Annotated in this window: 22 protein-coding genes, 2 tRNA genes and 1 pseudogene; 17 read left to right on the top strand and 8 right to left on the bottom strand. The window is 47.2% G+C overall.

Features of this window, described 5'->3' with window-relative positions:
* Position 1 precedes the first annotated feature (1 nt).
* The 6 genes from GHC22_RS12890 to GHC22_RS12915 all read left to right on the top strand — a co-directional run bounded on the left by GHC22_RS12890 (position 2) and on the right by GHC22_RS12915 (position 5,568).
* Positions 2–310, top strand: coding sequence for a monooxygenase (locus GHC22_RS12890; protein WP_057067232.1), 309 nt, complete (start codon positions 2–4; stop codon positions 308–310).
* Positions 311–555: 245 nt separating this feature from the next.
* Positions 556–951, top strand: coding sequence for a RidA family protein (locus GHC22_RS12895; RefSeq protein WP_003832744.1), 396 nt, complete (start codon positions 556–558; stop codon positions 949–951).
* Positions 952–978: 27 nt separating this feature from the next.
* Complete coding sequence (locus GHC22_RS12900; protein WP_100272521.1) at positions 979–1,947, top strand: threo-3-hydroxy-L-aspartate ammonia-lyase; 969 nt, start codon at positions 979–981, stop codon at positions 1,945–1,947.
* Positions 1,948–2,074: 127 nt separating this feature from the next.
* A complete protein-coding gene (locus tag GHC22_RS12905) occupies positions 2,075–2,716 on the top strand; it encodes a transcriptional regulator (RefSeq protein ID WP_008784655.1) in 642 nt (213 codons plus the stop codon).
* A gap of 411 nt (positions 2,717–3,127) precedes the next feature.
* The gene (locus tag GHC22_RS12910) at positions 3,128–3,622 is read left to right on the top strand and encodes a molybdopterin-dependent oxidoreductase (protein WP_153753172.1); all 495 of its coding nucleotides are present in this window, start codon (positions 3,128–3,130) and stop codon (positions 3,620–3,622) included.
* Between the two features lie 17 nt (positions 3,623–3,639).
* On the top strand, positions 3,640–5,568 hold the full coding sequence (locus tag GHC22_RS12915) for a bifunctional diguanylate cyclase/phosphodiesterase (protein ID WP_153753173.1): 1,929 nt from the start codon (positions 3,640–3,642) through the stop codon (positions 5,566–5,568).
* Between the two features lie 12 nt (positions 5,569–5,580).
* On the opposite strand, the gene GHC22_RS12920 is transcribed toward GHC22_RS12915, so the two are convergent.
* Positions 5,581–6,540 carry a DUF523 and DUF1722 domain-containing protein gene (locus GHC22_RS12920; RefSeq protein ID WP_008784653.1) on the bottom strand — a complete coding sequence of 320 codons (960 nt, stop codon included), beginning with the start codon at positions 6,538–6,540 and terminating at the stop codon, positions 5,581–5,583.
* Positions 6,541–6,860: 320 nt separating this feature from the next.
* Between GHC22_RS12920 and GHC22_RS12925 the strand changes: the two genes are divergently transcribed.
* From GHC22_RS12925 to trpS, 4 genes are all read left to right on the top strand, one after another.
* Entirely contained in the window at positions 6,861–7,226 is a 366-nt protein-coding gene (locus GHC22_RS12925; protein ID WP_057067224.1) for a VOC family protein, read from the top strand.
* 299 nt (positions 7,227–7,525) lie between these two features.
* The gene (locus tag GHC22_RS12930; RefSeq protein WP_003832733.1) at positions 7,526–8,635 is read left to right on the top strand and encodes an AI-2E family transporter; all 1,110 of its coding nucleotides are present in this window, start codon (positions 7,526–7,528) and stop codon (positions 8,633–8,635) included.
* Positions 8,636–8,754: 119 nt separating this feature from the next.
* The gene (locus tag GHC22_RS12935) at positions 8,755–10,539 is read left to right on the top strand and encodes a diguanylate cyclase (RefSeq protein ID WP_128611927.1); all 1,785 of its coding nucleotides are present in this window, start codon (positions 8,755–8,757) and stop codon (positions 10,537–10,539) included.
* Positions 10,540–10,754: 215 nt separating this feature from the next.
* Positions 10,755–11,759 (top strand): tryptophan--tRNA ligase, encoded by a 1,005-nt coding sequence (trpS, locus tag GHC22_RS12940; RefSeq protein WP_153753175.1) that lies wholly within the window; start codon positions 10,755–10,757, stop codon positions 11,757–11,759.
* Between the two features lie 109 nt (positions 11,760–11,868).
* On the opposite strand, the gene GHC22_RS12945 is transcribed toward trpS, so the two are convergent.
* From GHC22_RS12945 to GHC22_RS12960, 4 genes are all read right to left on the bottom strand, one after another.
* Entirely contained in the window at positions 11,869–12,912 is a 1,044-nt protein-coding gene (locus GHC22_RS12945; RefSeq protein WP_153753177.1) for a ParB/Srx family N-terminal domain-containing protein, read from the bottom strand.
* Positions 12,913–13,069: 157 nt separating this feature from the next.
* Positions 13,070–14,764, bottom strand: a complete 1,695-nt coding sequence (locus GHC22_RS12950) for an NAD-dependent malic enzyme (protein ID WP_153753179.1) — start codon at positions 14,762–14,764, stop codon at positions 13,070–13,072.
* Positions 14,765–14,804: 40 nt separating this feature from the next.
* Positions 14,805–16,187 carry a C4-dicarboxylate transporter DcuC gene (gene dcuC, locus GHC22_RS12955; protein WP_153753181.1) on the bottom strand — a complete coding sequence of 461 codons (1,383 nt, stop codon included), beginning with the start codon at positions 16,185–16,187 and terminating at the stop codon, positions 14,805–14,807.
* Positions 16,188–16,301: 114 nt separating this feature from the next.
* Positions 16,302–17,444 carry a M20 family metallopeptidase gene (locus GHC22_RS12960; RefSeq protein ID WP_048235450.1) on the bottom strand — a complete coding sequence of 381 codons (1,143 nt, stop codon included), beginning with the start codon at positions 17,442–17,444 and terminating at the stop codon, positions 16,302–16,304.
* Between the two features lie 114 nt (positions 17,445–17,558).
* Between GHC22_RS12960 and GHC22_RS12965 the strand changes: the two genes are divergently transcribed.
* Entirely contained in the window at positions 17,559–18,473 is a 915-nt protein-coding gene (locus GHC22_RS12965; RefSeq protein ID WP_032943279.1) for a LysR family transcriptional regulator, read from the top strand.
* A 382-nt stretch (positions 18,474–18,855) separates the two neighbouring features.
* Here GHC22_RS12965 and GHC22_RS12970 read toward each other — a convergent pair whose 3' ends face one another.
* Positions 18,856–19,197: a DHCW motif cupin fold protein gene (locus tag GHC22_RS12970; RefSeq protein ID WP_048226653.1), complete on the bottom strand. Its 342-nt coding sequence runs from the start codon at positions 19,195–19,197 to the stop codon at positions 18,856–18,858.
* A gap of 226 nt (positions 19,198–19,423) precedes the next feature.
* Positions 19,424–20,014, bottom strand: a complete 591-nt coding sequence (locus tag GHC22_RS12975; protein WP_153753183.1) for a GNAT family N-acetyltransferase — start codon at positions 20,012–20,014, stop codon at positions 19,424–19,426.
* 248 nt (positions 20,015–20,262) lie between these two features.
* On the opposite strand from GHC22_RS12975, the gene GHC22_RS12980 reads away from it, so the two are divergent.
* From GHC22_RS12980 to GHC22_RS12990, 3 genes are all read left to right on the top strand, one after another.
* The gene (locus GHC22_RS12980) at positions 20,263–20,739 is read left to right on the top strand and encodes a GNAT family N-acetyltransferase (protein ID WP_071446926.1); all 477 of its coding nucleotides are present in this window, start codon (positions 20,263–20,265) and stop codon (positions 20,737–20,739) included.
* Positions 20,740–20,900: 161 nt separating this feature from the next.
* On the top strand, positions 20,901–21,233 hold the full coding sequence (locus tag GHC22_RS12985; RefSeq protein ID WP_063941528.1) for an EmrE family multidrug efflux SMR transporter: 333 nt from the start codon (positions 20,901–20,903) through the stop codon (positions 21,231–21,233).
* A 33-nt stretch (positions 21,234–21,266) separates the two neighbouring features.
* Positions 21,267–21,815: a GNAT family N-acetyltransferase gene (locus GHC22_RS12990; protein ID WP_153753185.1), complete on the top strand. Its 549-nt coding sequence runs from the start codon at positions 21,267–21,269 to the stop codon at positions 21,813–21,815.
* Positions 21,816–21,817: 2 nt separating this feature from the next.
* Here GHC22_RS12990 and GHC22_RS12995 read toward each other — a convergent pair.
* Positions 21,818–21,958, bottom strand: a pseudogene (locus tag GHC22_RS12995) (MarR family transcriptional regulator); the annotation flags it as partial.
* Positions 21,959–22,083: 125 nt separating this feature from the next.
* Between GHC22_RS12995 and GHC22_RS13000 the strand changes: the two are divergent.
* The 3 genes from GHC22_RS13000 to GHC22_RS13010 all read left to right on the top strand — a co-directional run bounded on the left by GHC22_RS13000 (position 22,084) and on the right by GHC22_RS13010 (position 22,923).
* Complete coding sequence (locus GHC22_RS13000; RefSeq protein WP_153753187.1) at positions 22,084–22,566, top strand: glutathione peroxidase; 483 nt, start codon at positions 22,084–22,086, stop codon at positions 22,564–22,566.
* 199 nt (positions 22,567–22,765) lie between these two features.
* Positions 22,766–22,842, top strand: a tRNA-Val gene (locus GHC22_RS13005).
* A 4-nt stretch (positions 22,843–22,846) separates the two neighbouring features.
* A tRNA-Val gene (locus tag GHC22_RS13010) sits at positions 22,847–22,923 on the top strand.
* Positions 22,924–23,066 lie beyond the last annotated feature (143 nt).

The raw sequence follows: 23,066 nt of genomic DNA on the forward strand, positions 1-23,066 counted from the left end.
TATGTCGAACAAACTCGTGCAGATACACTTTGATTTTCATGGTCCGTTTGGGGCTGAGATGTCGAATCAGCTCGTTGAACTGGCCGAATCAATCAACCAGGAGCCGGGGTTCATCTGGAAAATCTGGACCGAGAACGAAGCAAATCACGAAGCGGGAGGCATCTACCTGTTCCAGGACGAAGACACCGCTCAGGCCTATATCAAAAAGCATACCGCCCGCCTGAAGCACCTGGGTGTGGAGGAAGTAACGTTCAAAATCTTCGATATCAATGAACCGCTAAGTAAAATTAACCACGGTCATATCAGCTAAACTTTTGCCTTAGACGCCCCCTCCCGGGGCGTTTCTTCATTTCCCCCTGCTTTCCCCTTTCAACAGCGATATCCCCGTCACCGCTCCAGGACAGTGATTTAGGCTGGGCCACGTTTGCAGTAGTTCACAAAATCAGCGTTAGCGAAAACTATCGCTGGCCGAACGCACTATGAAGGAGTATAAAATAATACAAACAGTATTATTTTATACAAAATGAATCGCAAACGGCGACTGGAGATTCTCATATGACCGCGGACATTACACTGAACTCATCTGCTGGAAGCTTCCCGCCAGCAGGTCATTACTCGCACAGTACAACGGCTGGCGGGTTCGTCTTCATTTCCGGGCAATTGCCGGTCACTTTCGACGGCGAGAAAAAAGCGGATGCCTCTTTTGAAGATCAAACCCGGCTGGTACTCAAGAATATTGATGCTTGTCTGGCTGGTGCTGGGGCATCACGTCAGCATCTGGTGTCTGTTCGCGTCTATGTGACGGATATGAACCAGTGGCCGACGTTTAACAAAATCTATGGAGAGTGGATCGGTGATTTCCGTCCATCCCGTGCAGTAGCAGGTGTTGCGGAACTTCATTATGGTTTTGCGCTGGAAGTTGAAGCTATTGCGTTGGCCCCGCAAGCGTGACGTTTAACAACATACAGGTGAACAACAATGACTGAAATGACACTGCCTGATTATAACGATGTTGCCGCTGCGGCAGAGCGCATCGCAGATTATGCTAACAAAACGCCGGTGATGACCTCCCGAACGGTAAATGAAGAATTTGGCGCGGAAGTCTTCTTTAAGTGCGAAAACTTCCAGAGAATGGGCGCCTTCAAATTTCGTGGCGCTATGAATGCGCTACGCCAGTTCACGCCACAACAACGCGCTGCGGGCGTCGTGACGTTTTCCTCCGGCAACCATGCACAGGCCATTGCCCTGTCGGCAAAGTTGTTGGGTATTCCAGCAACAATTATCATGCCGCATGATGCCCCGGCGGCCAAAGTTGCGGCGACGAAAGGCTATGGCGGAAAAGTGGTAACTTACGATCGCTATACTGAAGATCGTGAAAAAATTGGTCGGGACCTGGCGGAGAAACAGGGGTTAACGCTGATCCCCCCTTACGACCATCCGCACGTGATCGCAGGCCAGGGCACCGCCACAAAAGAGCTAATTGAAGAAGTGGGTCAGTTAGACGCCCTTTTCGTGTGTCTGGGCGGTGGCGGCCTGCTCTCAGGATCCGCCCTGGCGGCCAGACATCTGTCTCCTGACTGCATCATCTATGGTGTCGAACCTGAGGCGGGTAACGATGGTCAACAGTCGTTCCGAAGTGGAAAAATAGTTCATATCGATACGCCCAAAACCATTGCTGACGGTGCTCAGACTCAACATCTCGGGAACTATACGTTTCAGATTATCCAGCAAAACGTGAACGATATTCTGACTGTTTCAGACGCTGAGTTAGTTGCCTCAATGAAATTTATCGCTGAACGCATGAAAATCGTCGTAGAGCCGACCGGGTGTCTGGGTTTTGCTGCCGCCAGAGCGCGTAAAGCTGAGCTTCGCGGCAAGAAAATCGGCATTATCATCAGCGGCGGAAATGTGGATATCAGTCGCTACAGTGAATTTCTGGCCGGATGATAAACAGGGTATCTGCCATGCAGATACCCTACTTTTACTGTCTGTACACTCCCGTCTGGAAAAACGCTCCCAGGTCACTGTAAACTGCTCGCAATCATGGCAACAGACATCACCGCAGGAGACTGGCATGCCAAAAACCGACAATAACTCGCTTCTCAGCCAAATTGATACTATCGCCAGGGGATTGAGTGAGACCTTCTCTCCGTTTTGCGAAGTGGTGGTTCATGACCTCAAAAATCCTGAACATGCCATTTTGTCCATCCATAATAATCTTTCCGGACGTCAACCCGGTCAGCCAGCAACCGAGCTTGGCCTGGCGAGAATCGCATCACCTGACTTTCCCAGCATCATTGCGAACTACAGTAATCAGTTTGCCGATGGCCGCCCGGTGAAAAGTACATCGATTGGCATCAAGGACGAAGACGGCAAATACGTAGCGGCACTTTGCCTGAATGTCGATATGACGCTGTTCCGTGGTATGCAGAGTGCTCTTGCGCGTTTTACTGAAACTGAAAATTCCCCCATTAAGGAACATATCGATCCCGGCAGTAATGAAGTCATCCGCCAGCGTATTGATGACTTTGCCGCTAAACGCGCGACGACGGCCCGAGCCCTTAAACCTCAAGACCGTAAGCTGCTGATTCAACAATTACGCCAGGACGGTTTGCTGAACGTACGCAAATCTATGGATACGGTTGCACAGCATCTGGGCGTATCGAGGGCCACCGCCTATCTGTATGCCCGCCAGTCAGCTCAGGCGGGTGAATAAACGGGTTCAGATAGACCACACTTGCCGCGTATAGAATTTTTGTCCTTGATTACCGACACGAAGCGCTCCCGCTACACTAAAGGCGGCTTCGTGCCCGATATAGTTACCCACCAGTAAACAACCAAATCCAACTGCAGTGAAAAAAATAAACCTTTATTTTCGTGCGTATTTATTGGCACTGAGTAAATAGATGATTTATTTTTGTACATACATAGTGAAATTTAGCTTTACTCAAATAACACACTAGCATTTTTAATGCACCACAGCAGAACAGGTAACAACTAACTCACTGATTTAAAAGAGTTAAAAAGCTATTGAAGTTATTACACCAATAATACCCATGCAATATATATAAATAGCGTGATATCTAAATTATAATTCTTTAACATCCGGCTGATTGGTGAGGTAAGAATGCGATTAATGGTCATGTTGGTAAGCTTTGTACTCTCCACCCAGCTATGGGCAGGTGAACTTTCCAGGCCCACCGGTAAAGTGCTTTTAACGCTGTCGGGTAATATTGAAAATACAAATGCAGACGGGAAAGCCGTTTTTGAGACCGCCAGCCTTGAGAAGCTGGGCATGGTCAGTTTCCAGACCACCTCCCCCTGGTATAATGGGCGCACTACCTTTACGGGTATTCCGCTACAAAAACTCATGGATTATGTCGGGGCGAACGGCTCTGTTGTTAAGGTCACTGCACTCAATGACTACACCACTGTTATCCCTCTTAGTGATTTCAAAAAATACAATGCTATCCTTGCGTTAAAAATCAACGGAAAATATATGCGCATCCGTGACAAAGGCCCGTTATTCATTGTGTACCCCTATGACAGCATGCCAGAATTGAATAATCAGATTTATTATTCAAGGTCTGCATGGCAGGTCAGTAGTATGGATATTGAGTAAGCGTTCAGAGGAACATCATGAACAGAATACTGGCTGGCATCATCTTTTTTCTTTTTATATCTACCGGGTATATCTCTTTCCTCGTGCATGAACGGCAACAAGAGTTACAGAAACTGACTCACTACACCGATTCCTGGTCTGCTGCTCAGCTGGTATCACAATATTACCGATTTGAATCGTTGCTTGGTCTTTACACTATCGATGATACGATGAATCTCGATGATGTACGCATGCGCCTCGACATTATGCTTAGCCAGAGTGATTTGATAAAAGAAGGTGACCTGGGGCGCTACATCGAAAGCAATATAGCCCACCGCGAGCTGGCGGTAAAACTTGAAAATACCCTTAGTTTTCTGGATGTTAATCTAGAAAAAATGAACCGTTCAGCACTCCAGGCTTATCTGAAAAAAATGCATACTCTGGATGCGCCACTGGGTCGTCTTTCATCTGGTGCGTTAAACAAAGATGTTAACTCGATCAATAACGCCAACCAAAAAATCCAGACGCTGTACTATATTTATTCTGCAACCTCTGTGCTGCTGATAATACTGAGTGCGATTCTGGGCGTGCTCATTTTCTATCAAAACAGAAATATTCTGCGGGCGCACCTGCAGGTCAAGAGTCTTGCCGAAGAACTGCAGAAATCTAAAGAAAAACTGCAAATTCAGAATGCTAAACTGGAATATGACGTCTACCATGACTCTCTTACCGAGATGAATAACCGTCAGCTATTCTGGAGCGATTTAAATAAAACAATTGAGAGAGCAGAAAAAAATCACGATTCTGTGACTGTGATGTTGTTTGATTTAGATCGATTCAAAGAAGTAAATGATACGTATGGTCATGATGCCGGTGATATGTTGCTACGCCAGATATCTGACCGACTGGTTTCGATGAGCCTTACTTCGGATACGCTGTATCGCCTGGGTGGAGATGAATTTGCGTTTCTCTCAAGTGGCCTGACAGAAAGCCACGCTGTTTCGCGCGCCCAGAAAATATGTGAATTTATCAGCCAGCCCTACACTATTTATAACACGATTATCAACATAACCACCTGTGTTGGCATTGTTATCTCAGACACTGAACGTCGTTCCGACTATATTTATAAATTTGCCGATCTGGCCCTTTATGAAGCCAAAGGTGAAGGCTCTGGTAAGATAAAAGTCTTCCGACAACGAATGTTAGAAAAGCTACAAGAAAGCAGAACGCTTGAGCATGATATGGCATTGGCAATAGTGAACAAAGAATTCGTGGTTTATTATCAGCCCATTGTTGACTCCTTCAGCCAGGAAATTTATAGCTATGAAGCCCTAATTCGTTGGCTCCATCCTCTAAAGGGCCTCCTGTCGCCGGATAACTTTATTCCTGTTGCTGAAAAAACCGGAATGATTAATGAGATGGGGAAAGCTGTGCTTGAAATTGCCTGCCGGGAAGCGGCTTGTTGGGCGGTTCCGGCTAAAATTTCAGTGAATGTCTCTCCTGTCCAGCTAAGCAGCAAAGCCTTTGTCGGTATCGTACTGTCTATTCTGAAAGAAACTGGACTCCCAGCCGATCGTCTTGAACTGGAAGTAACAGAATCCTCTCTCTTCATTGAGAGTACGACGCCGATGAACACACTTAACAAACTCAGAGCCATGGGTGTAAAAATCTCGATCGATGATTTTGGCACCGGATATTCTTCCCTTTCGCGCCTGAGCAGGCTTGCCTTCGATAAAATTAAAATAGACAAGTCGTTTGTCCATTCAATATCCACACAGGAAGATGCGCTTAATATCATCAAACTGATCACCGGCATGGCGAAATCCCTCAATATGAAGGCTGTTGCTGAAGGTGTTGAAACGCAGGAACAACTAAAAAGCCTTCAGGCGCTGGGCTGCGATTTCGCCCAAGGATATCTGTTTGGTAAACCTCAGCCTTGTATCGATGAGAAAATCAGAAACGGTTGAATCGCTCTCAGACTATTTGATCATCAACCGTAGCGCTAAATCATTCGGATAAGGATCAAAATAGTTCTGGGTAAGCAGATAGCTGTCTGGGTATTCAGCCAGATAGTGCTTGAGTAGCGTCAGAGGCGCCAATATTGGCAGCAGCCCACCGCTATAGTTGAGGATAACGTCACGTAACTCTCCGCGCTGGCGGGAGTTCAACCGTTCGCGGAAGTAGCCCTGGATATGCATCAGTACGTTGGTGTGATTTTTTCGTGAGGCGGGCTTTTTGAGGATCGTCATGAGCTTTTCACGATAGACAACGAAAAAAGCGTCCAAATCATCCCACTGGTGAAGTGAGGCAACGAATGGGCCGATTTCCCGGTAACCGGCCTGGTGATGAGCCAGAAGCTGTAGCTTATAGCGACTGTGAAAGTTGAGTAAGCCATGGCGAGTAAGACCATTGGCCCGCAGCCTATTAAGCTCATGCAATGCGAACACGCGTTCGACAAAGTTCTCCCTCAGCACTGGATCGTGCAAGCGGCCATCTTCTTCGACTGGCAACCACGGGTAGGTTTCCATTAACGCGCCAGTAAACAGACCAGTCCCTTCTTTTCGCCCACGATTTCCCTTCTCGTCATACAGTCTCACTCTTTCCATACCGCAACTCGGTGATTTAGCACAGACGATAAAACCCGAGAGGCCACCAAGTCCCTGAAGATATGAGTTGGTGAAATCGGACATTTTATCGGTTACATCCTCACCAGGCGCATGGCTAAAACAGATGCGGACATTCCCTTGGGCGGTTTGAACCAGACGCAACGCGGGACGTGGTACAGGCAAACCGATGGACATCTCTGGGCAGACAGGTTTGAAAGTCACCCACTGAGCCAGGTCGTCCATCACAAACCCCATCCGTTTATGCCCACCGTCGAATCGCACGGCTGAACCAGTTAAACATCCACTAATCCCGATGACAGGCTGAGTGTTCATAGCGACCCTCTCGTTAATTGACGACCCTTTTCGGGAAAAAATGACGGTTTCACTATTAAATCATAGCGTAAGTTATCTGCTGTGAGTTGAACTGATAGATGCAAGTGTAAGTATCCCCCATAATCGTGCCATTCCTAATGAATATTTAGGCGGGATACAAACCAGGCAATCAAAGAATCCAATTAAAACAGCAAAGGCAGATACTGTAGATATATAGATCTCTAAATTGATGTTCATCACATTGACAGGTTCTTACGTGAATTCGACTTCAATCTCTTTATATACTCTTTATTTGTTCATATCTTCATGAGGAATAAAGAATGTTCGATCATGTGAAAATCGGTGTAAGTGATTACGAAAAAAGTAAAATTTTCTTTCTCAACGCGCTTCAGCCGCTTGGCGTAGAACTCATCGATGAAGGCACACCAAGCTACGGTGTTGAAATGGGTTCCGATAATGTTTCACTTTGTCTGTTCCACACGAATGACAAACCGGCTCCTCTGCATCTGGCGTTTGTCGCAAAAACCCGGCAGCAAGTTGATGAATTTTACAATGCTGCTTTGCGCACAGGAGCCCAGGATAACGGAGAACCTGGCTTACGTTCCTATAGCGAAAACTACTATGCCGCATTTGTCATTGCACCTGATGGCCATAATATTGAGGCTGTCTGCCATGCGCCGGACTGATTAAGGTGCAGTTTGGATATCGAAAAATTATTCGATGTTGATTTTGAATCTGCCTGAAGAGCTGTAATAACGCTGCTTATTTGAACTCATAGCATAAGAGTATCGTTGAAAAGAAGGAATTCGTATATGTCTAAGATTAAGTTTGAACTGAGGCGAGGATAGCTCTCCCGCCAGTGAAGCAAGGACAATAAGAATGTAGCCTTAGTGCAACATCTTTATTCTAAATATCTGCAACTAAAGTTGGTAAATCCCCTGAACGGTTCTATAGTCGGAACTGCTTCTCATTACAGGGTTCACTAATGCGATTTAACGGACTGACTAAAGGTTTCTTCATTTTCATACTTGCCCTCGTGACCTGGGCGTTCTTCGATGTATTGTCCCCCTACTTTTCCGCCATTTTATGGGCCGCGATATTAACGACTATCTTTAACCCGGTAAAAAACAGACTGCGTAGCGCGCTTGGCGAACGCAACGGGCTGGCATCGTTGATTACCATCGTCATTATCTGTCTGATTGTCTTTATCCCGCTGATGGTAATCCTGTCATCGCTGGCCATTGAACTGAACGTGGTATACACCAAACTGCAACAGAATGACACGCAGTTCCCGGAAGTCGTCACTTCTATTCTTTCGTACCTTCCTGACTGGGCCAGAGGATTTCTGGCAGAACACAATCTGGATGATGTCGCGCAGATCCAGAAAAAACTGTCCGATGTCGTGCTGCAAGGCGGGCAGTACCTTGCTGGCAGTGCATTTCTGATTGGGAAAGGGACATTCGGCTTTGCTATCAGTTTTGGCATCATGCTGTATCTGCTGTTCTTCTTACTGAAGGATGGACCGTATCTGGTGCGCCAGATTCTGGACTCATTACCCCTTTCTGACTTTGCCAAACAGCACCTGTTTGCCAAATTCGTCGGCGTGACGCGGGCAACCGTCAAGGGCACGGCGGTCGTCGCTTTGGTTCAGGGTATTCTTGGCGGCATCGCGTTTGCAATTGTGGATATCGACGGCAGCGTTCTGTGGGGGGCGTTGATGGCGTTTCTCTCGCTCGTGCCTGCAGTGGGCTCAGCGATCGTCTGGGTACCTGCAGCAATATTCCTGTTCGCCACCCACCAGCTATGGCAAGGGCTGTTTATCGTTGGCTTCTTCGTGATTATCGTTGGGCTGGTGGACAATATCCTGCGCCCGCTGCTGGTAGGTAAAGACACCAAAATGCCGGACTATCTGATTTTGATTACCACTCTCGGCGGCATGGAGATCTACGGCATTAACGGCTTTGTGATTGGCCCCCTGATTGCTGCACTATTCATAACCTGCTGGAACCTGTTTTCCGGGCGTGACCATGAAGGTAACGTGGAAGGAATCGACGAAGCCTTTATGGAAGAAGGAAAAAATCCTCCAGATTTATGATTGCATGACGATAACAGAAGGCGGTTTCTGGACCGCCTTTTTTATTTTCACGCAAAATCATGCGTTTCCTATAATTGCAATCATGCGTATTCATTAATCGTCGCAGAAGGAACTAATCAGTGCGAATTGCCACAATCACCAACTGGGCCTATAGCGCGACGGTATGCCTGACCATCGCTTCAGGCGTTGTCATGCTGATGGCATCCAGCGCCGATAACACAGAACGCCAGGTGGTAGAACAGCGTTATCAGTTCGATCAACTTACCGAAGAAGTCGAACTCGATGCCTGGTCGCTGTCCGACCTGGCACGCGACTATGTTATTGCAAAAGATCCTGAGGTGCTTGACGCCTACCGTCAGAAAGAAGCGACGCTGAAAGCTGTTGAGCATCGGCTGTCAAAGCTCAAAGACCTTGGGGCAACGGATGAAGAGCTGGCGCTATTGCACGAAGGGCTACAGATTGTTGATGCCCTGCAGGACGAGCAAGCTGCGGCGCTTGCCAGCGTCGCGCGCGCAGAAGAGTCGCAGGCTATTGCCCTGCTCTATGGGAAAAGCTATGAACAGGAACTGGAACGCGCCCAGGACCGGATAGATCATTTCCGCCAACTGCTCGATAACCGCGTACGTAGTACGATTGAAGATGCAACCCAGTCATCCCGCATGCTGCGGACGGCCTCTGAAGTGATGGTCGGTCTGACGGCGCTGCTGTTTTTATTCGTTCTCGGTTTCATTTTAAAGCGTCGCGTCCTGCGCCCCGTCGTGCGTTTGAGCGATGTCGTAAACCGTCTCGCATCGCAGGATTATGCCGTTGAGACGCCCAGTTTTAACCAGATAGATGAAATAGGCGACATGGCACAGGCGATCCGGATATTTCGCGAGAACGGTCTGGCGCGTCAGAGACTGGAGAAAGAGCGAGATGCCGACTGGGCAATCCGCGATCTGCTGGCGCGCATGACGCAACGTCTGCAGGGTTGCGAGAGTTTTGCCGATGTCATCAATGTGGCAGAGCTGTTTGCACCGAATATTGCTCCAGGTATTGCCGGGCGGCTTTACATACTGGACCAGGAACCCTGGCAAATGCGCTGCGTTGCACAATGGCTTTCTCCGCAGGGTAAAGCGGATGCGTTCCACCCGGACGAATGCTGGGCTGTGCGCCGCGGCCAGAGTCATCCTCCGGTACAAGGTGAACCCGATATCGCCTGCTACCATCTGCCAGAGTCATGCCAGCACCACACTCTGTGCGTCCCGCTGATTGCCCAGGGCGAAGCCATCGGCCTGCTCTCATTCCAGAACCTTAGCGATGATTCCGCCCCCTCCCGTGCATACCTGGAGCTGATGGCAGAAGCACTCGGCCTCGCATTAGCCAACCAGCGTCTGCGTGACGCCCTGCTGGAGAAAGCGCTCTACGATCCGCTAACCGGACTGCGCAACCGTCATCATCTTGAAGATACACTGCGTACCCAGATGAACCAGGCAGTGCGTAACAAAGAACCAATCAGTTGCCTGATGATCGATATCGATCATTTTAAAAGTATTAATGACCGCTTTGGCCATGAGGCTGGCGATAGCGTGATTAAAAGTATCGCTGCGACTATTCAGCGCGTTGTCCACGACAGCGGCATGGCCTTCCGCTACGGCGGTGAAGAGTTTCTGGTACTGCTGGCCAATACGGATGAACAGGCCGCTAACCGCTTTGCTACGGAAATCTATAACGGCGTACGCGAACTGTCGCTGCGCTTTGGCGTTTCCGATATTGGACACGTGGATGTCTCTATAGGTGTCGCCAGTTACCCGCAGCATGCCCAGAGCGACAACCTGTTACGCGCCGCAGATGTCGCACTGTACCGCGCGAAAGAGTTAGGTCGTTCGCGCATTGTGAGCTTTGGCATGCTGGAAGCGAGCTGATAGGAGCCAGCACTTCGGGCATTGCTTTACCTCTACGCCAGGTGGTATGTTAATTGGATGAACACAAAACACGATATCAACGGTTTTAATCACAACCTGTGGTGGCTGCCTTCTTAAAGGCGGTCAGAATGTGTTTTCCTCATTTTAAATAACCGCCGAAAGGCGGTTATTTGCATTTAGAGACCCCTTTCGGTTTTATGACTAAGGAGTCTTACATGAACAATAAAACCATCATCCTCACTGGCGATCGTCCCACCGGCCCGCTGCATCTTGGCCATTATGTGGGGTCATTGCGCCAGCGCGCCACGCTGCAACACGATTATCAGCAGTTTATATTGGTGGCTGACCTACAAGGGTTAACCGATAACGGCAGCACACCGCAAAAGATCCGCAACAATATTCCCGAAGTACTTGCCGACTATCTTGCCGCAGGAATAGACCCGTCACTTACCACCATCTGTCTGCAATCTGCACTGCCTGCTCTCGCAGAGTTAACCGCGCTTTATATGAACATCGTCACCGTGGCTCGCGTGGAGCGTAATCCTACGGTCAAAAACGAAATTGCGCAGAAAGGGTTCGCCCGCTCGTTACCGGTTGGTTTTCTGGTTTATCCCATCAGTCAGGCGGCAGATATTACGGCCTTCAAAGCCGAAATCGTTCCCGTCGGCGACGATCAGTTGCCGATGATTGAACAGACTAATGAGATAGTGCATAAGATGAATAGCCTGTTACCGGCCCCCGTCCTATCGCACTGCAAAGCGCTGCTGAGTGAAACCAGCCGCCTTCCAGGGATCGACGGAAATGCCAAAATGTCAAAATCGCTTGGTAACACATTGCTCCTGTCAGCCAGCGAAGAAACCATTCACCGCGCGGTTAGCGCAATGTACACCGACCCTAATCATCTGAAAGTGTCCGACCCAGGGCAAATAGACGGCAATATGGTATTCACTTACCTCGATGCTTTTCATCCGGATAAAGCAAAAGTGGCGGAAATGAAAGCGCATTACCAACGGGGTGGACTGGGTGACCGGACATGCAAAAACGAGCTGGAAGTGTGCTTGCAAGAACTCATCGCGCCAATGCGCGAGCGGCGTGCAACCTACATTCAGGATAAAGGCATGCTGATGGCGATGCTCAAAAAAGGAAGCGAGCAGGCGCACGAGATTACGCAGCAGACATTAAGAGAAGTGAAGCAAGGACTGGGTTTGCCGGTGTTCTGATATCGAGTTGCAACAGGAGCGATAAGTAACGATGACTCCCGTCTGAATGCCACCGCCGGGAGTTATCAGAAGCAGGCTCGCGTTTTATCGAAAAAATTAAGGGTAAAAATCAATCTCCTTTAACCCGCTGAAAAATCTTGTCCCGATACGCATCAAGATGATGTTTTTGCAGATAACGTTCCACCTCCGTAGCCCATTGGGTTCCCTCACCGAGAGTAGCGCGGCTATGCGTTGACGCGTAAAGATATCGTCTGTCATAGAGACTAATCAGCGTCTGATTTACCGCATTGACACTGTAATTGGGGTTGTTAGCCAGCTGCTTTTCCAGCGACTGAACGATACGCGCCTGATGGGCAGCATCGGCAGGATATTCCGTTTCATTAAGCTCGCTCAACACCAGAAATAAAGGGGGGATCTGCTCTTCAATCGCCGCCTGTAATCGATAATGCCCATCAAGGATCACATAAGATCCTAATCCGGCGATATACCAGACCAGTATCGGCGGCAACGTCCCCTCTCGGCATTTTTTACGCCACCATTTTAATCTCCCCGTATTGGGTTGAATGGCATAACGCCCCCGCAGCAAATAACCGCCCCACCACCAGTCAACCAATCTGACGTTTTCCGGCTGCGTCAGATCTGGGAAATCTTCACCGTACAGCGTCCACTGGCAGTTAATATTTTCAGTGCTTTCTGGCGCTGAGAAACGCCAGTTTTCTAACGCAATGGGTTGGGGACTGGAATAGCGCGATGAACATTGAATCGGTAACATCGGTCTTATCAACCAACGCTGCGGTGAGAGTAATGGTGTTGGCGCATTCATTAACTGACGAACAAAATACCGGCACCATTCGCCGATCCGCACCTGCTCGCCTTTGGCTTTTATCCGTTCAATATCTTCAGAAGTTACCGCAGGTAATATCTCCTGGCTCCGTGGATGATCTGCATTAAAAACCAGCCAAACGCCGGAATGATCTTCAAGCATTGAAGCCCAGAATAACGGCTCTCCGGCGAGCTGCAATACCATGCGTCCAAAATGGCCACTGAGCATTTCCATCGCTGGCTCAGTTCTTTGATTTTCTTTGACGGTCAGTTCCAACCCTTGCCACTGGTTATTACGATCAACCAGGTCTTTCCACCAATAATCTGTCATTGCCGCCTTCCCTGAGTAACGGGTTAATATCCCATGACCTTCGCCATCGGTCAGCAAGGGTGTCTTGCGTTGAGAATAAGATGCATTGTACTAAAATCCAACCTCCCTATCGATGAGTGGCGTCAATCCCCCTCCAGAGAGGGGGGGGTGATTAGCGTCAGTATGAGGTCCGTTTGTATTGACGATACTGCGGATGCCAAAAAATCTCGTCAATTTTGCCTCGTAATGATTCCTCCGGTATACGAATGGCTACGCCATCGCGTTGCGCTGCAATACCAACACTAAAGGCAATAGCCTTTGTTACTTCCTGAATATTATTTATATCCGGTAATAATGGAGAATCTTTATTGCTTTTCATTGGCGAAAAAGAGGCTAACGTTCGGCTTGCCGTTATTAACATATTTTCTGTAATTCGTGTGGCGCGGCTTGCCAGACACCCTAGACCAATACCAGGGAAGATGTAAACATTATTACATTGTGCAACGGGATACTCCTTTCCTTTGTATATTACGGGATTAAATGGACTTCCCGTTGCAACAATGGCGTTTCCCTCTGTCCATTCAATAATATCTTCCGGCCTCGCCTCGACCCGTGAAGTTGGGTTGGATAACGGCATGATTATTGGGAGCTTACAGTACTTGTACATTTCCCTAATAATAGCTTCGCTAAACAAGCCTGGTTGGCCGGTAACACCTATCAACACCGTAGGATGTGCGTGACAAACAACATCCATCAGCGTCATTTTTTCGCTTTCCACACCCCAGCTTTCGACGATCGTTCGAGGCTGTGACAGTTGTCGCTGAAAAGGTGGAAGGTTTGCCTGGTCATCAGTCAACAATCCGAACCGATCCACCATATAAATTCTGGCGCGAGCTTCCACTTCAGACAAGCCTTCAGCGATCATCTGCTGAATAATATGCTCCGCAATACCGCAACCAGCCGATCCGGCCCCCAGAAATACAACTGTTTGCTCGCATAATGAACGACCGGAGACTGAGCTTGCCGCCATTAAACATCCTAGCGCGACGGCAGCAGTTCCCTGGATGTCGTCATTAAAACAGCACATCTCATCTCTGTATCGCTCCAGAAGAGGAAGTGCCGTTTGCTGAGCAAAATCCTCGAATTGCAGTAGGACCTCAGGCCATCGACGTTTAACCGCGTTTATGAACATATCCACAAACTCAAAATATTCTTCCCCGGTAATTCTTGGGTGACGCCATCCCATATAAAGAGGATCATTTAGCAGTTGAGAATTATTGGTTCCAACATCCAGCAGAATGGGTAATGTATTTGCCGGATTTATACCACCGCAGACGGTATACAAAGACAGTTTGCCGATTGGAATCCCCATGCCACCAATACCTTGATCCCCAAGTCCCAGGATCCGTTCACCATCGGTGACGACGATGACACGAATATGCTGTTTCGTGGCATTGTGCAATATATCATCGATTTTATGGCGATCCGGCCATGCGATAAATAACCCTCTGGCCCTACGGTAAATATCAGAAAAATGTTCGCATGCATGGCCAACAACAGGTGTATAAATAATAGGTAGCATTTCTGCTAAATGTTTATTCACCAGATAATAGAATAGTGTTTCGTTAGTGTCCTGAATGTTCCTAAGGTAGATATGCTGTGCAATAGCAGACTTAAAATCGCTAAACTGGCGATATGCTCGATGGGATTGCTCCTCAATTGTTTCAACTGCATTGGGTAGCAATCCTTCCAGATTGAATATCACTCGTTCCTCTTCGCTAAAACCACTTCCTTTATTAAGAAGAGGAGATTCGAGTAGAACAGAACCTGAGTAAGGAATATAGAGCAAATTATCCACATTTTCATTTAACATAGTGTTCATCCAGATAAAAACCTTCCGTATTCAGTTACTCTTACATACTGGAAATTAGCGTATTAGCGATTAGCATAGTTATGATTCCACCAAGTGCCGGAATGACCGTTCTGCGCACGATCATAAATGGGGAACACTCTCCCGATTTACTGACGGCAATAATAATACCGGCAACAGGCGACATTGCGCGTCCCATCCCAGCCATCAGTTGCATTGGCAGAAGCATATGTACGGCGTTCATACCAAATTTTGTTGCAATAGACTGCGCCATACCGGCAAATGAAAAGAAGGCTGCAACCCCCGACCCTGTCAGTACGGCCGTTACCCCGACCAAACATGCCATTACAATCGTCATGCTGGTGAAACCAAAGCCAGCGTTATGTGTCGCATCGAGTAAATAATCCACTGCACCAATTTTTTGTAATCCCTGTGCGAAAATTTCGGCGCATACCAGTAATGAAACGATACTGGTAAACATACTCCCCATACCTTTAAAGAAGACTTGTACTCCTTTGCAGCACTCTTTAAAGTTTCGTTTTACACATAGCTCAAAAATAAAGGCGACAATAGTTCCGATAACCATTGCAGTCACGACATCTACTTTAATGGTATCAACAACCAACGGACTGAACACCAATACCAGAACGACAGGAAAAATGGGCAATAACCCGTAGAACTTAGGTGCTGGCACGTCATCTTTTTCAGCAATCTCGGGTTGCACAGCACATTGTGACGCAACAACATGTCCATCTTTTTTGTCAAAATATTTCGCCGTAAAATAGATTAATATAGAAACGACAACCATCACCGCCGCAGCTACCGGCATCTGATAATGAGCAAAATACAGTGCTGTTTCCATGCCAGCATATTCAGCAGCTAAGTTCGCGGTGCCAACGGCCGGCCCAAGATCCATAAAGGCACACATGCCAATCATAGCCGCGGCAGCAGCCTTACTTACCCCAAGCCGAACCAAAACCGGGAAAAATGTCACCAGCAATAACATTGCAAGGCCCGCAGCACTGGAGATGGCAACATGGAGCAATTGCGCAAAAATGTAGCCGATGGCAAGGATCAGGTAAGGTGCTTTTAAAGCCTCCAGCGGCCTAATGCAGACGTCAACCATGGCCTTTGAAGCTTTAATATGATCCATATAGCTGGCGAAACCACCGGCCGCCATAATAATCAAACCGATCCCTGCTACCTGCGTTGATAATGAACCTTTTACAAAAGCAAATATATCAATCCAGACAGACCCTGTGGATTTTGCATTTCCATATAAGATACTTTTTTCAGGGTAGAAAATGGCTGTAATTGTTAACAAGGAAAGCCCCGCTAACAGCAAAATAGTTTGCGACTGGTAATTCTTGATAATTAACCAAGCCGCAACGACAGTAATAACTATCGCAATAATAAAAGCACTCATGGATATGTCCTGTTATTTATTCGTCAAGATATTAATAATCCATATAGCCACAGTGGTTACATGAGGATAACAAACAATAATGTCGTTGAGTGTGTATGATGTATTTAGCTAAAATTATGCTCCATCATCAGAATTAATATCGTTAAGCATCATTCCAGCAACCAGTGCGGTTCTGGTAACGATATTTTCGGGTAATATATGCTCATGGAGCGCATGGATACCGGCTCCTGTCGCACCAAGGCCATCTAATGTAGGAATACCTAACGCCGCGGTGAAGTTTCCATCACTACCACCTCCAGCCGATTTCGCGGTAATCGTAATGCCCAGTATTTCCGCAATCTTTTGCGCTTTTTCAAATAGCTGTTCGGAAGCTGAAGAACGTTCCATCGGTGGGCGAGTTTGCCCTCCTTCAATCCTGAGTTGACTACCCTGCAAATGAGGTGTCAAACGGGTGATAGCATCATGGATCCGTGCAGCTTCTGACTGATTTTCCACTCTGGTATCAATTTCTAATTCGGCATAATCCGCGACGACATTGACCCTACTGCCACCCCGTACAATACCAACGTTAACGGTGGTACCGCGCTCAGGATCATTCAACTCTCGCAATTTGAGGATCTGAAAAGCCATTTCCTCAATAGCACTAACCCCCTCACCAGGATTATTGCCTGCATGCGCAGCAAGACCTGTGATAGCAATGCGGTAGCGACCAGTGCCTTTACGGGCAATTTTTAAATCACCATGAGTTGTCGCCGGTTCAACAACCAAAACTTGCTCAGATCCTGTAGCATTACGGATAATCCATTCCTTCGAACTTGGACTTCCGAGTTCTTCATCACTATTGCACAGGAAAACAATGCGCTTACCGCCGAGCTGCCCGCTCTCTTTTAACGCACGAACTGCCCAGATAGACTGAATCATCCCGGCTTTCATATCGAGGATCCCCGGGCCATACCATTTCCCCTCTTCTTCGCGAAGTGAGAGTACCCCTTTATCCCAGACCGTATCAAAATGCCCCAAAATTGTGGTTTGCGGGCCCTCTTTTCCCAGAACAAATTTTAACTGGTTACCGTAATGTGTCTGTTTTTCAGTTTCAGCCTGTATACCCAGACGCTTTTCGAAAATAGCTTTTAAAACGTCACCACAGTGGTCAACAGCAGCTTTATCCGTTGAAGGAGACTCAGCCAGTACCAAATCGCTGATATCTTCCATGATAAGGTCAGTATGTTTCTGTAAGTAATTAACAACGCTCTTCATTGCCACACTCTCCGCATAGGTATTTAGCATTAGTATGTGATGAATCCCGGTTGAAAAAGAATCAGGCTCCTATGCTATTATTGTTGCCTTCAGGTCAACAATAATGGCAAAAACATGACATTGAGCACCTATCCAGAAAAAGCGATCCGTTATTTATATATGGTCGGATTGTACGGTGGGATCCGCAGAGCCGCCGACATCCTTGGCTTTAACCCTTCGGTTGTCAGTCGCCAAATCTCTCTTCTGGAAAGAACAATACAGCTGCCATTGTTGGAAAAAAGAGGACGTAACGTTGTACTCACCGAGGCAGGAAGATTACTGGCTGATGACTACGCCATTACTCAACAAAAACGCAATGAACTTGAGCGGCAACTCAGCGATATGCGCCATATGCGTGGAGGGACAGTTACGCTGCGCGTTGGACAAGGGATGGTCCAGGAAATCATTACCCACGTCGTGAGCGATTTTGCCCAAATCTACCCGAATGTGTTTGTCGATATCACCTCTGGCAACATGGAAACATCGATGGAACTCATTGCAAGAGGTGAAGTGGATATGGCCGTAGGATTTGGTCCCGTTGGGCAACCGGCACTTAAACGATATAGCTATAACCGGGGAGCCATTTGTGCCATTGTCAGGAAGGATCATGTTATTTCTGGTTTAAAGAAAGTAACGCTTCAGGAACTTTCCCGGCATCGCCTGATTGCTATGCATGACAATTTTGGGCTTCAGCGATATCTCACTGCGATGTTTCGCGATGAAGCGATTATGTTCAGGCCATCCTACTGCTGTAATCTGTTTACCAGCGCAATAGCCCTGTGCCGTGCGGGACTGGGGATTGCTTTTATGACAGAACAAACTGCTAATGCTAATTCTTATCCTGGGGAATTGACGGCAATACCGATTGATCATCATATTGCCAGAGAGTGTCAGTGGCATGTATTGCGTAGCTCCGATCATCGTTTTACACCGGCTGCTCATTACTTATGGAAGTTGCTGTGTAATTATTTAAGTGACTCCAGCACGTAGGAATGCAAAACATCACGCAGTTTAACAATCAGGTGCGACTCGCCCGGCGCACAGCCTGAGTAAATAGCATTCTGCAAAATTAACAAAATATAATCATTTAAAAAAATACATATAAATCAGCATGATAAACAACTTCAGGGACAGTTGATAGCGGGTTATAGCAGCTATTAATGTGTCCCTTTGTATGTCCCTGCTCCTAAAGATGCCCCCAAAATCACGCTTCAAGTGGTGTAAAACTACTCCAAAACCACACAGGTTATTCAAGCCTCTCATCATCCGTACTTATGGCCTTCAACTATTCAAATTTCACGTGAAAAACAGTACCTCCTCATACGACTGCTCAGAGCCAGGAGCGGACATCGCAAACGCAACAACGAATCCGTCAGTCCACAATAAAGAGTTTTGCTCCTGTCTCCGTTCTGGACTGATGTGGTTCTGCGTTATCACCAACCTGATAACTCATCCCCGCAGTTAAAGTGAATTTGCGGCCATCTGCGAGCAGTGTTTCGAGCTCTCCCTCCAGGCATAAAAGGACATGACCTTTACTGCACCAATGATCCGCAAGGTAGCCTGGGGTATATTCAACCATTCGCACACGGATTTGGTTCGGCTTGTGGCCAAAAAATTGTGTTCGCCAGTAGGCTATGCCTGTTTCCCCTGGATGTTCTGTTTTTTCGACTTCACCCCAGTTGGTGGTGCCAAAAGCAAATGCTTCGATATTCATTTTATGGACTTCCGTCGTTAAGAATAATTTCTGGAGCTCAGGTTAGAATGAATTAACATAAGAAAAAATAATTATACATCAACACTTTATTTTCCATATGTAGTGACGAAGTCGAACCTGGTTCAAGTTATCTACCAATTTGAAGTGCTACATTAATGAAAATCGGCTGGTGTCGGTAACGACCGCTCCTCGCTCACAGCAGACCTTCTGTCCGCAAAACCTCGAGTTATTTCTCTTTCCTGTAACTGGAAAGGCGGTGCTCAAGGTTGGTCCGAACCTGCGGCCACTCATCATCAATTATGCTGTACCGTATGGAAGTACGTTTTCGACCATCAGGCATAATTCGTTCATTTCTGATGATGCTTTCCTGGATCGCACCAATACGGAGAATGGCAGCCTGCGAGCGCTCATTCAATACATCAGTCGTAAACTGAACGCGAACACACTTCAGTTGCTCAAAGGCGTACCGCAGCAATAACAGTTTACTCTCGGTATTTGCAGCTGTTTTTTGCCAGCTTTGTGAATACCAGGTGTGACCAAGTTCGAGCTTTCGGTTTTCTCTATCAATCTTCCAGAAACGTGTTGACCCAATGACACGTTGATCTGACGAAAGCGTTACAGCAAACGGCATGACTGTGCCTTCGATCTGCCCCTTGAGGGCTTTCTGAATGTACGAATCTGCGGTGTCAGCAGACGGAACCACCGTAAATGGCAGGGACCAGAGTTCCCCATCCGCTGCCGCATCAATCAATAGCTGAGCATCTGTCTCAAGCAGAGGACGGAGCGTGACAAGAGATCCTTGCAATGTAGGCGTCATATTTGTAACCTCACAATTATTTTGTGTCGATGGATTGAGCTGCATAATCCTGTACTGAATGAATTACTATGCCCCGTTTGCATTGAATAATCGACTCATCAAGAGTCGATTATCTGCTCACTGCTCATGATGGTAACTTGTCCACTCCGTGCCAGTAATGGACTACCCTCTTTTGTTAAACAACGATGTTGAAACGAAACCGTTTCATGATAAATCTATAAATGTAATAAGACGAAAAGGAAGAACAAATGAAAATCAGACTTGCGGTACCTGAAGAGGCTGCAGCATGCTGGAATATAAGGAATCTTTCTATCCGGGAAGGATGTAAGCCAAGTTATTGTGCCAAGGTGCTTGAGGCCTGGACGCCTGAAGCTATGCCTGAACATTACAGGGAGGTTATTACGGAAAATCCTTTCTTTGTTGTAGACCTGCCTGATGCAGGATTGGTAGCAACGGGATATCTGGATCTTACCCAAGGTAGTGTAGAAGCTGTTTTTACGTTGCCGGATTATTTTGGTAAAGGTTTTGCTAGCCTGATTATTGAAACGATTAAAGATGAGGCGATTAAAAGAGGGCTGAAACAGTTAACCTTGACCTCAACACCAAACGCGCAAACTTTCTACGAAAAGCATGGTTTTATGTTTATCAAGGAAACGACATCCCCATCAAGACTTGCCCAAACAGATCTGCGTTGTATGGATATGTCCATCGCATTATCAGCCTGAGTTTTCTTTTGCTCTTGGCAGGAGAACTCACCAACGGAAATCTAATCGCTATGAGTTCAGTACGGCAGCTTCAAGGTCTTGCGCGGATAACTCCTGTGTTCAAACTCACCCGCCCCTTTGTGATACGATATTTGCTTTAAATTGTCATATGGGGTCAGATTTTGAATTCATACATTTTCCTTGCCGGGGCCATCGTAGCTGAAGTCATAGGTACAACCCTGATGAAGTTCTCTGACGGATTCACACGCCTATGGCCATCTGTAGCGACTATTGTGTGCTACTGCACAGCCTTTTATCTTCTCTCCCAGACCCTGTCAACTATTCCAACGGGTATTGCGTACGCAATTTGGTCAGGTGCTGGAATCGTATTAATCAGTCTTTTGGGCTGGTTGGTAAGTGGGCAAAAGCTAGATTTTCCGGCGATCGCAGGTATGCTTCTTATTTGTGCTGGGGTTCTGGTTATTAATATTTTTTCAAAATCCTCCCCACATTGATCCTCTTATCTTGATCGAGTAGGAAAAGTGCATATGAAAATACCAATACTCCATACGGAACGCTTGCTGTTAAAACCATTACAAGCCGAAGATGCCTCGCAGATTCAGGTGCTTTATCCCCGCTGGGAGATAGTTCGCTATATGGTCTCCTCAGTACCCTGGCCCTATCCTGATAACGGTGCGGAGAATTACGTCAATAACGTTGCCCTGCCTGATATGGAAAAAGGGATTGCGTGGATCTGGACTATCAGACTCCGTGAGGCCCCTGACGTTCTCATAGGTTTAATTTGCCTTTATGACGTTGAGGATAATAACCGTGGATTTTGGTTAGCTCCGGAATATCAGGGGCAGGGTTTTATGCGTGAAGCCAGTAATGTCGCTACGGATTACTGGTTTAATACGTTAAATAAGACGGTATTGCGTGCGCCGAAAGCCTCTCTCAATATCCGTTCCAAACGTATTTCAGACAGTAGCGGCATGCGACTTATCAAGACGGAAAAGAAAGAGTATGTCAGCGGTTTGCTGGATTCTGAACTTTGGGAAATCACGCGCGACGAATGGAACGCTCGTCGGGTTGGTTAAAATATATTATGGAATGTCCATAACCGTACCGCAGAGAATTTCTGTTCTTCGCGAAAGTTCATCGCCTCCTGAATCAGTTTTCTGCCCAATCCACTGCCGCTACAACCATCATCGAGAATAAACCAGCGCAAATGTGCTTCATTCATTTTGCCCTGCACCAATGGCAAGTTTATTAAAACTGCAGTTGCGATCATAATAAATAGATACGCAGCGAAGCCTGTCACTCGCGGGCAACATGAGTAATGCTATCTTATTTGAGGATTCTGGCATGGCCCCCTTTCATCAACTGACTGCCACCAGTTTGCATGGCCAGCCCATCTGTATGGCCGACTACGCTGGCAAACTGGTTCTGGTGGTTAATACCGCCAGCCATTGTGGTTTCACTCCACAATATGCAGGCCTCGAAGCGCTCTACAAGAAGTACGCCGCGCAGGGTCTGGTGGTGCTTGGTTTTCCCTGCAACCAGTTCGGTAACCAGGAGCCCGGTGGAGCCGACGAAATCGTGCAAACCTGTCACATCAACTACGGTGTGAGCTTCCCGATGTTTGAGAAAGTGGAAGTCAACGGTGCCGCTACGCACCCGGTATTTCGTTACCTGAAAGACGAATTACCTGGCGTGCTGGGTAGTCGGATCAAGTGGAATTTTACTAAGTTCCTGATCGGGCGTGACGGCAAGCCGCTTAAGCGATTTGCCCCCTTCACTACCCCAGAGAAAATAGAAACCACTATCCTTACAGCGCTTAAAGTCTGAGCGCCTCTGTAATTCGAACCGCCCCTGGTATGCCCCAGTTCGCTGTCTGAATAAAAAACACGCTGCAAAATCAACAAAATATAATCAACTTGCTTAATTACTCTGCAATCGCGTGAGATCAGGAAGAAAAATGCTATTTCCCTCTTGCCTCATTCGGTCTGTGCCGCTAATATTCGTCCCCGTTGTCACCTACAACGTTGCGTTCATAGCTCAGTTGGTTAGAGCACCACCTTGACATGGTGGGGGTCGTTGGTTCGAGTCCAATTGAACGCACCATTTTGCGTCCGTAGCTCAGTTGGTTAGAGCACCACCTTGACATGGTGGGGGTCGGTGGTTCGAGTCCACTCGGACGCACCAAATCATATCCCTTTGATTTGGTGCTATTTATTCATACTTCCTTTTTTATTTATTCAAAACAATCATTGTTAGTACGTCTTTGCGTATCACAAGCTTTCGTTGATGTGGCAAGATTTTGTCATGTCTGCCCGCAGGCAATAATC

Origin of the sequence: Citrobacter sp. H12-3-2, assembly GCF_009649895.1 — a bacterium.
In the GTDB taxonomy this organism is placed as follows: domain Bacteria; phylum Pseudomonadota; class Gammaproteobacteria; order Enterobacterales; family Enterobacteriaceae; genus Citrobacter; species Citrobacter portucalensis.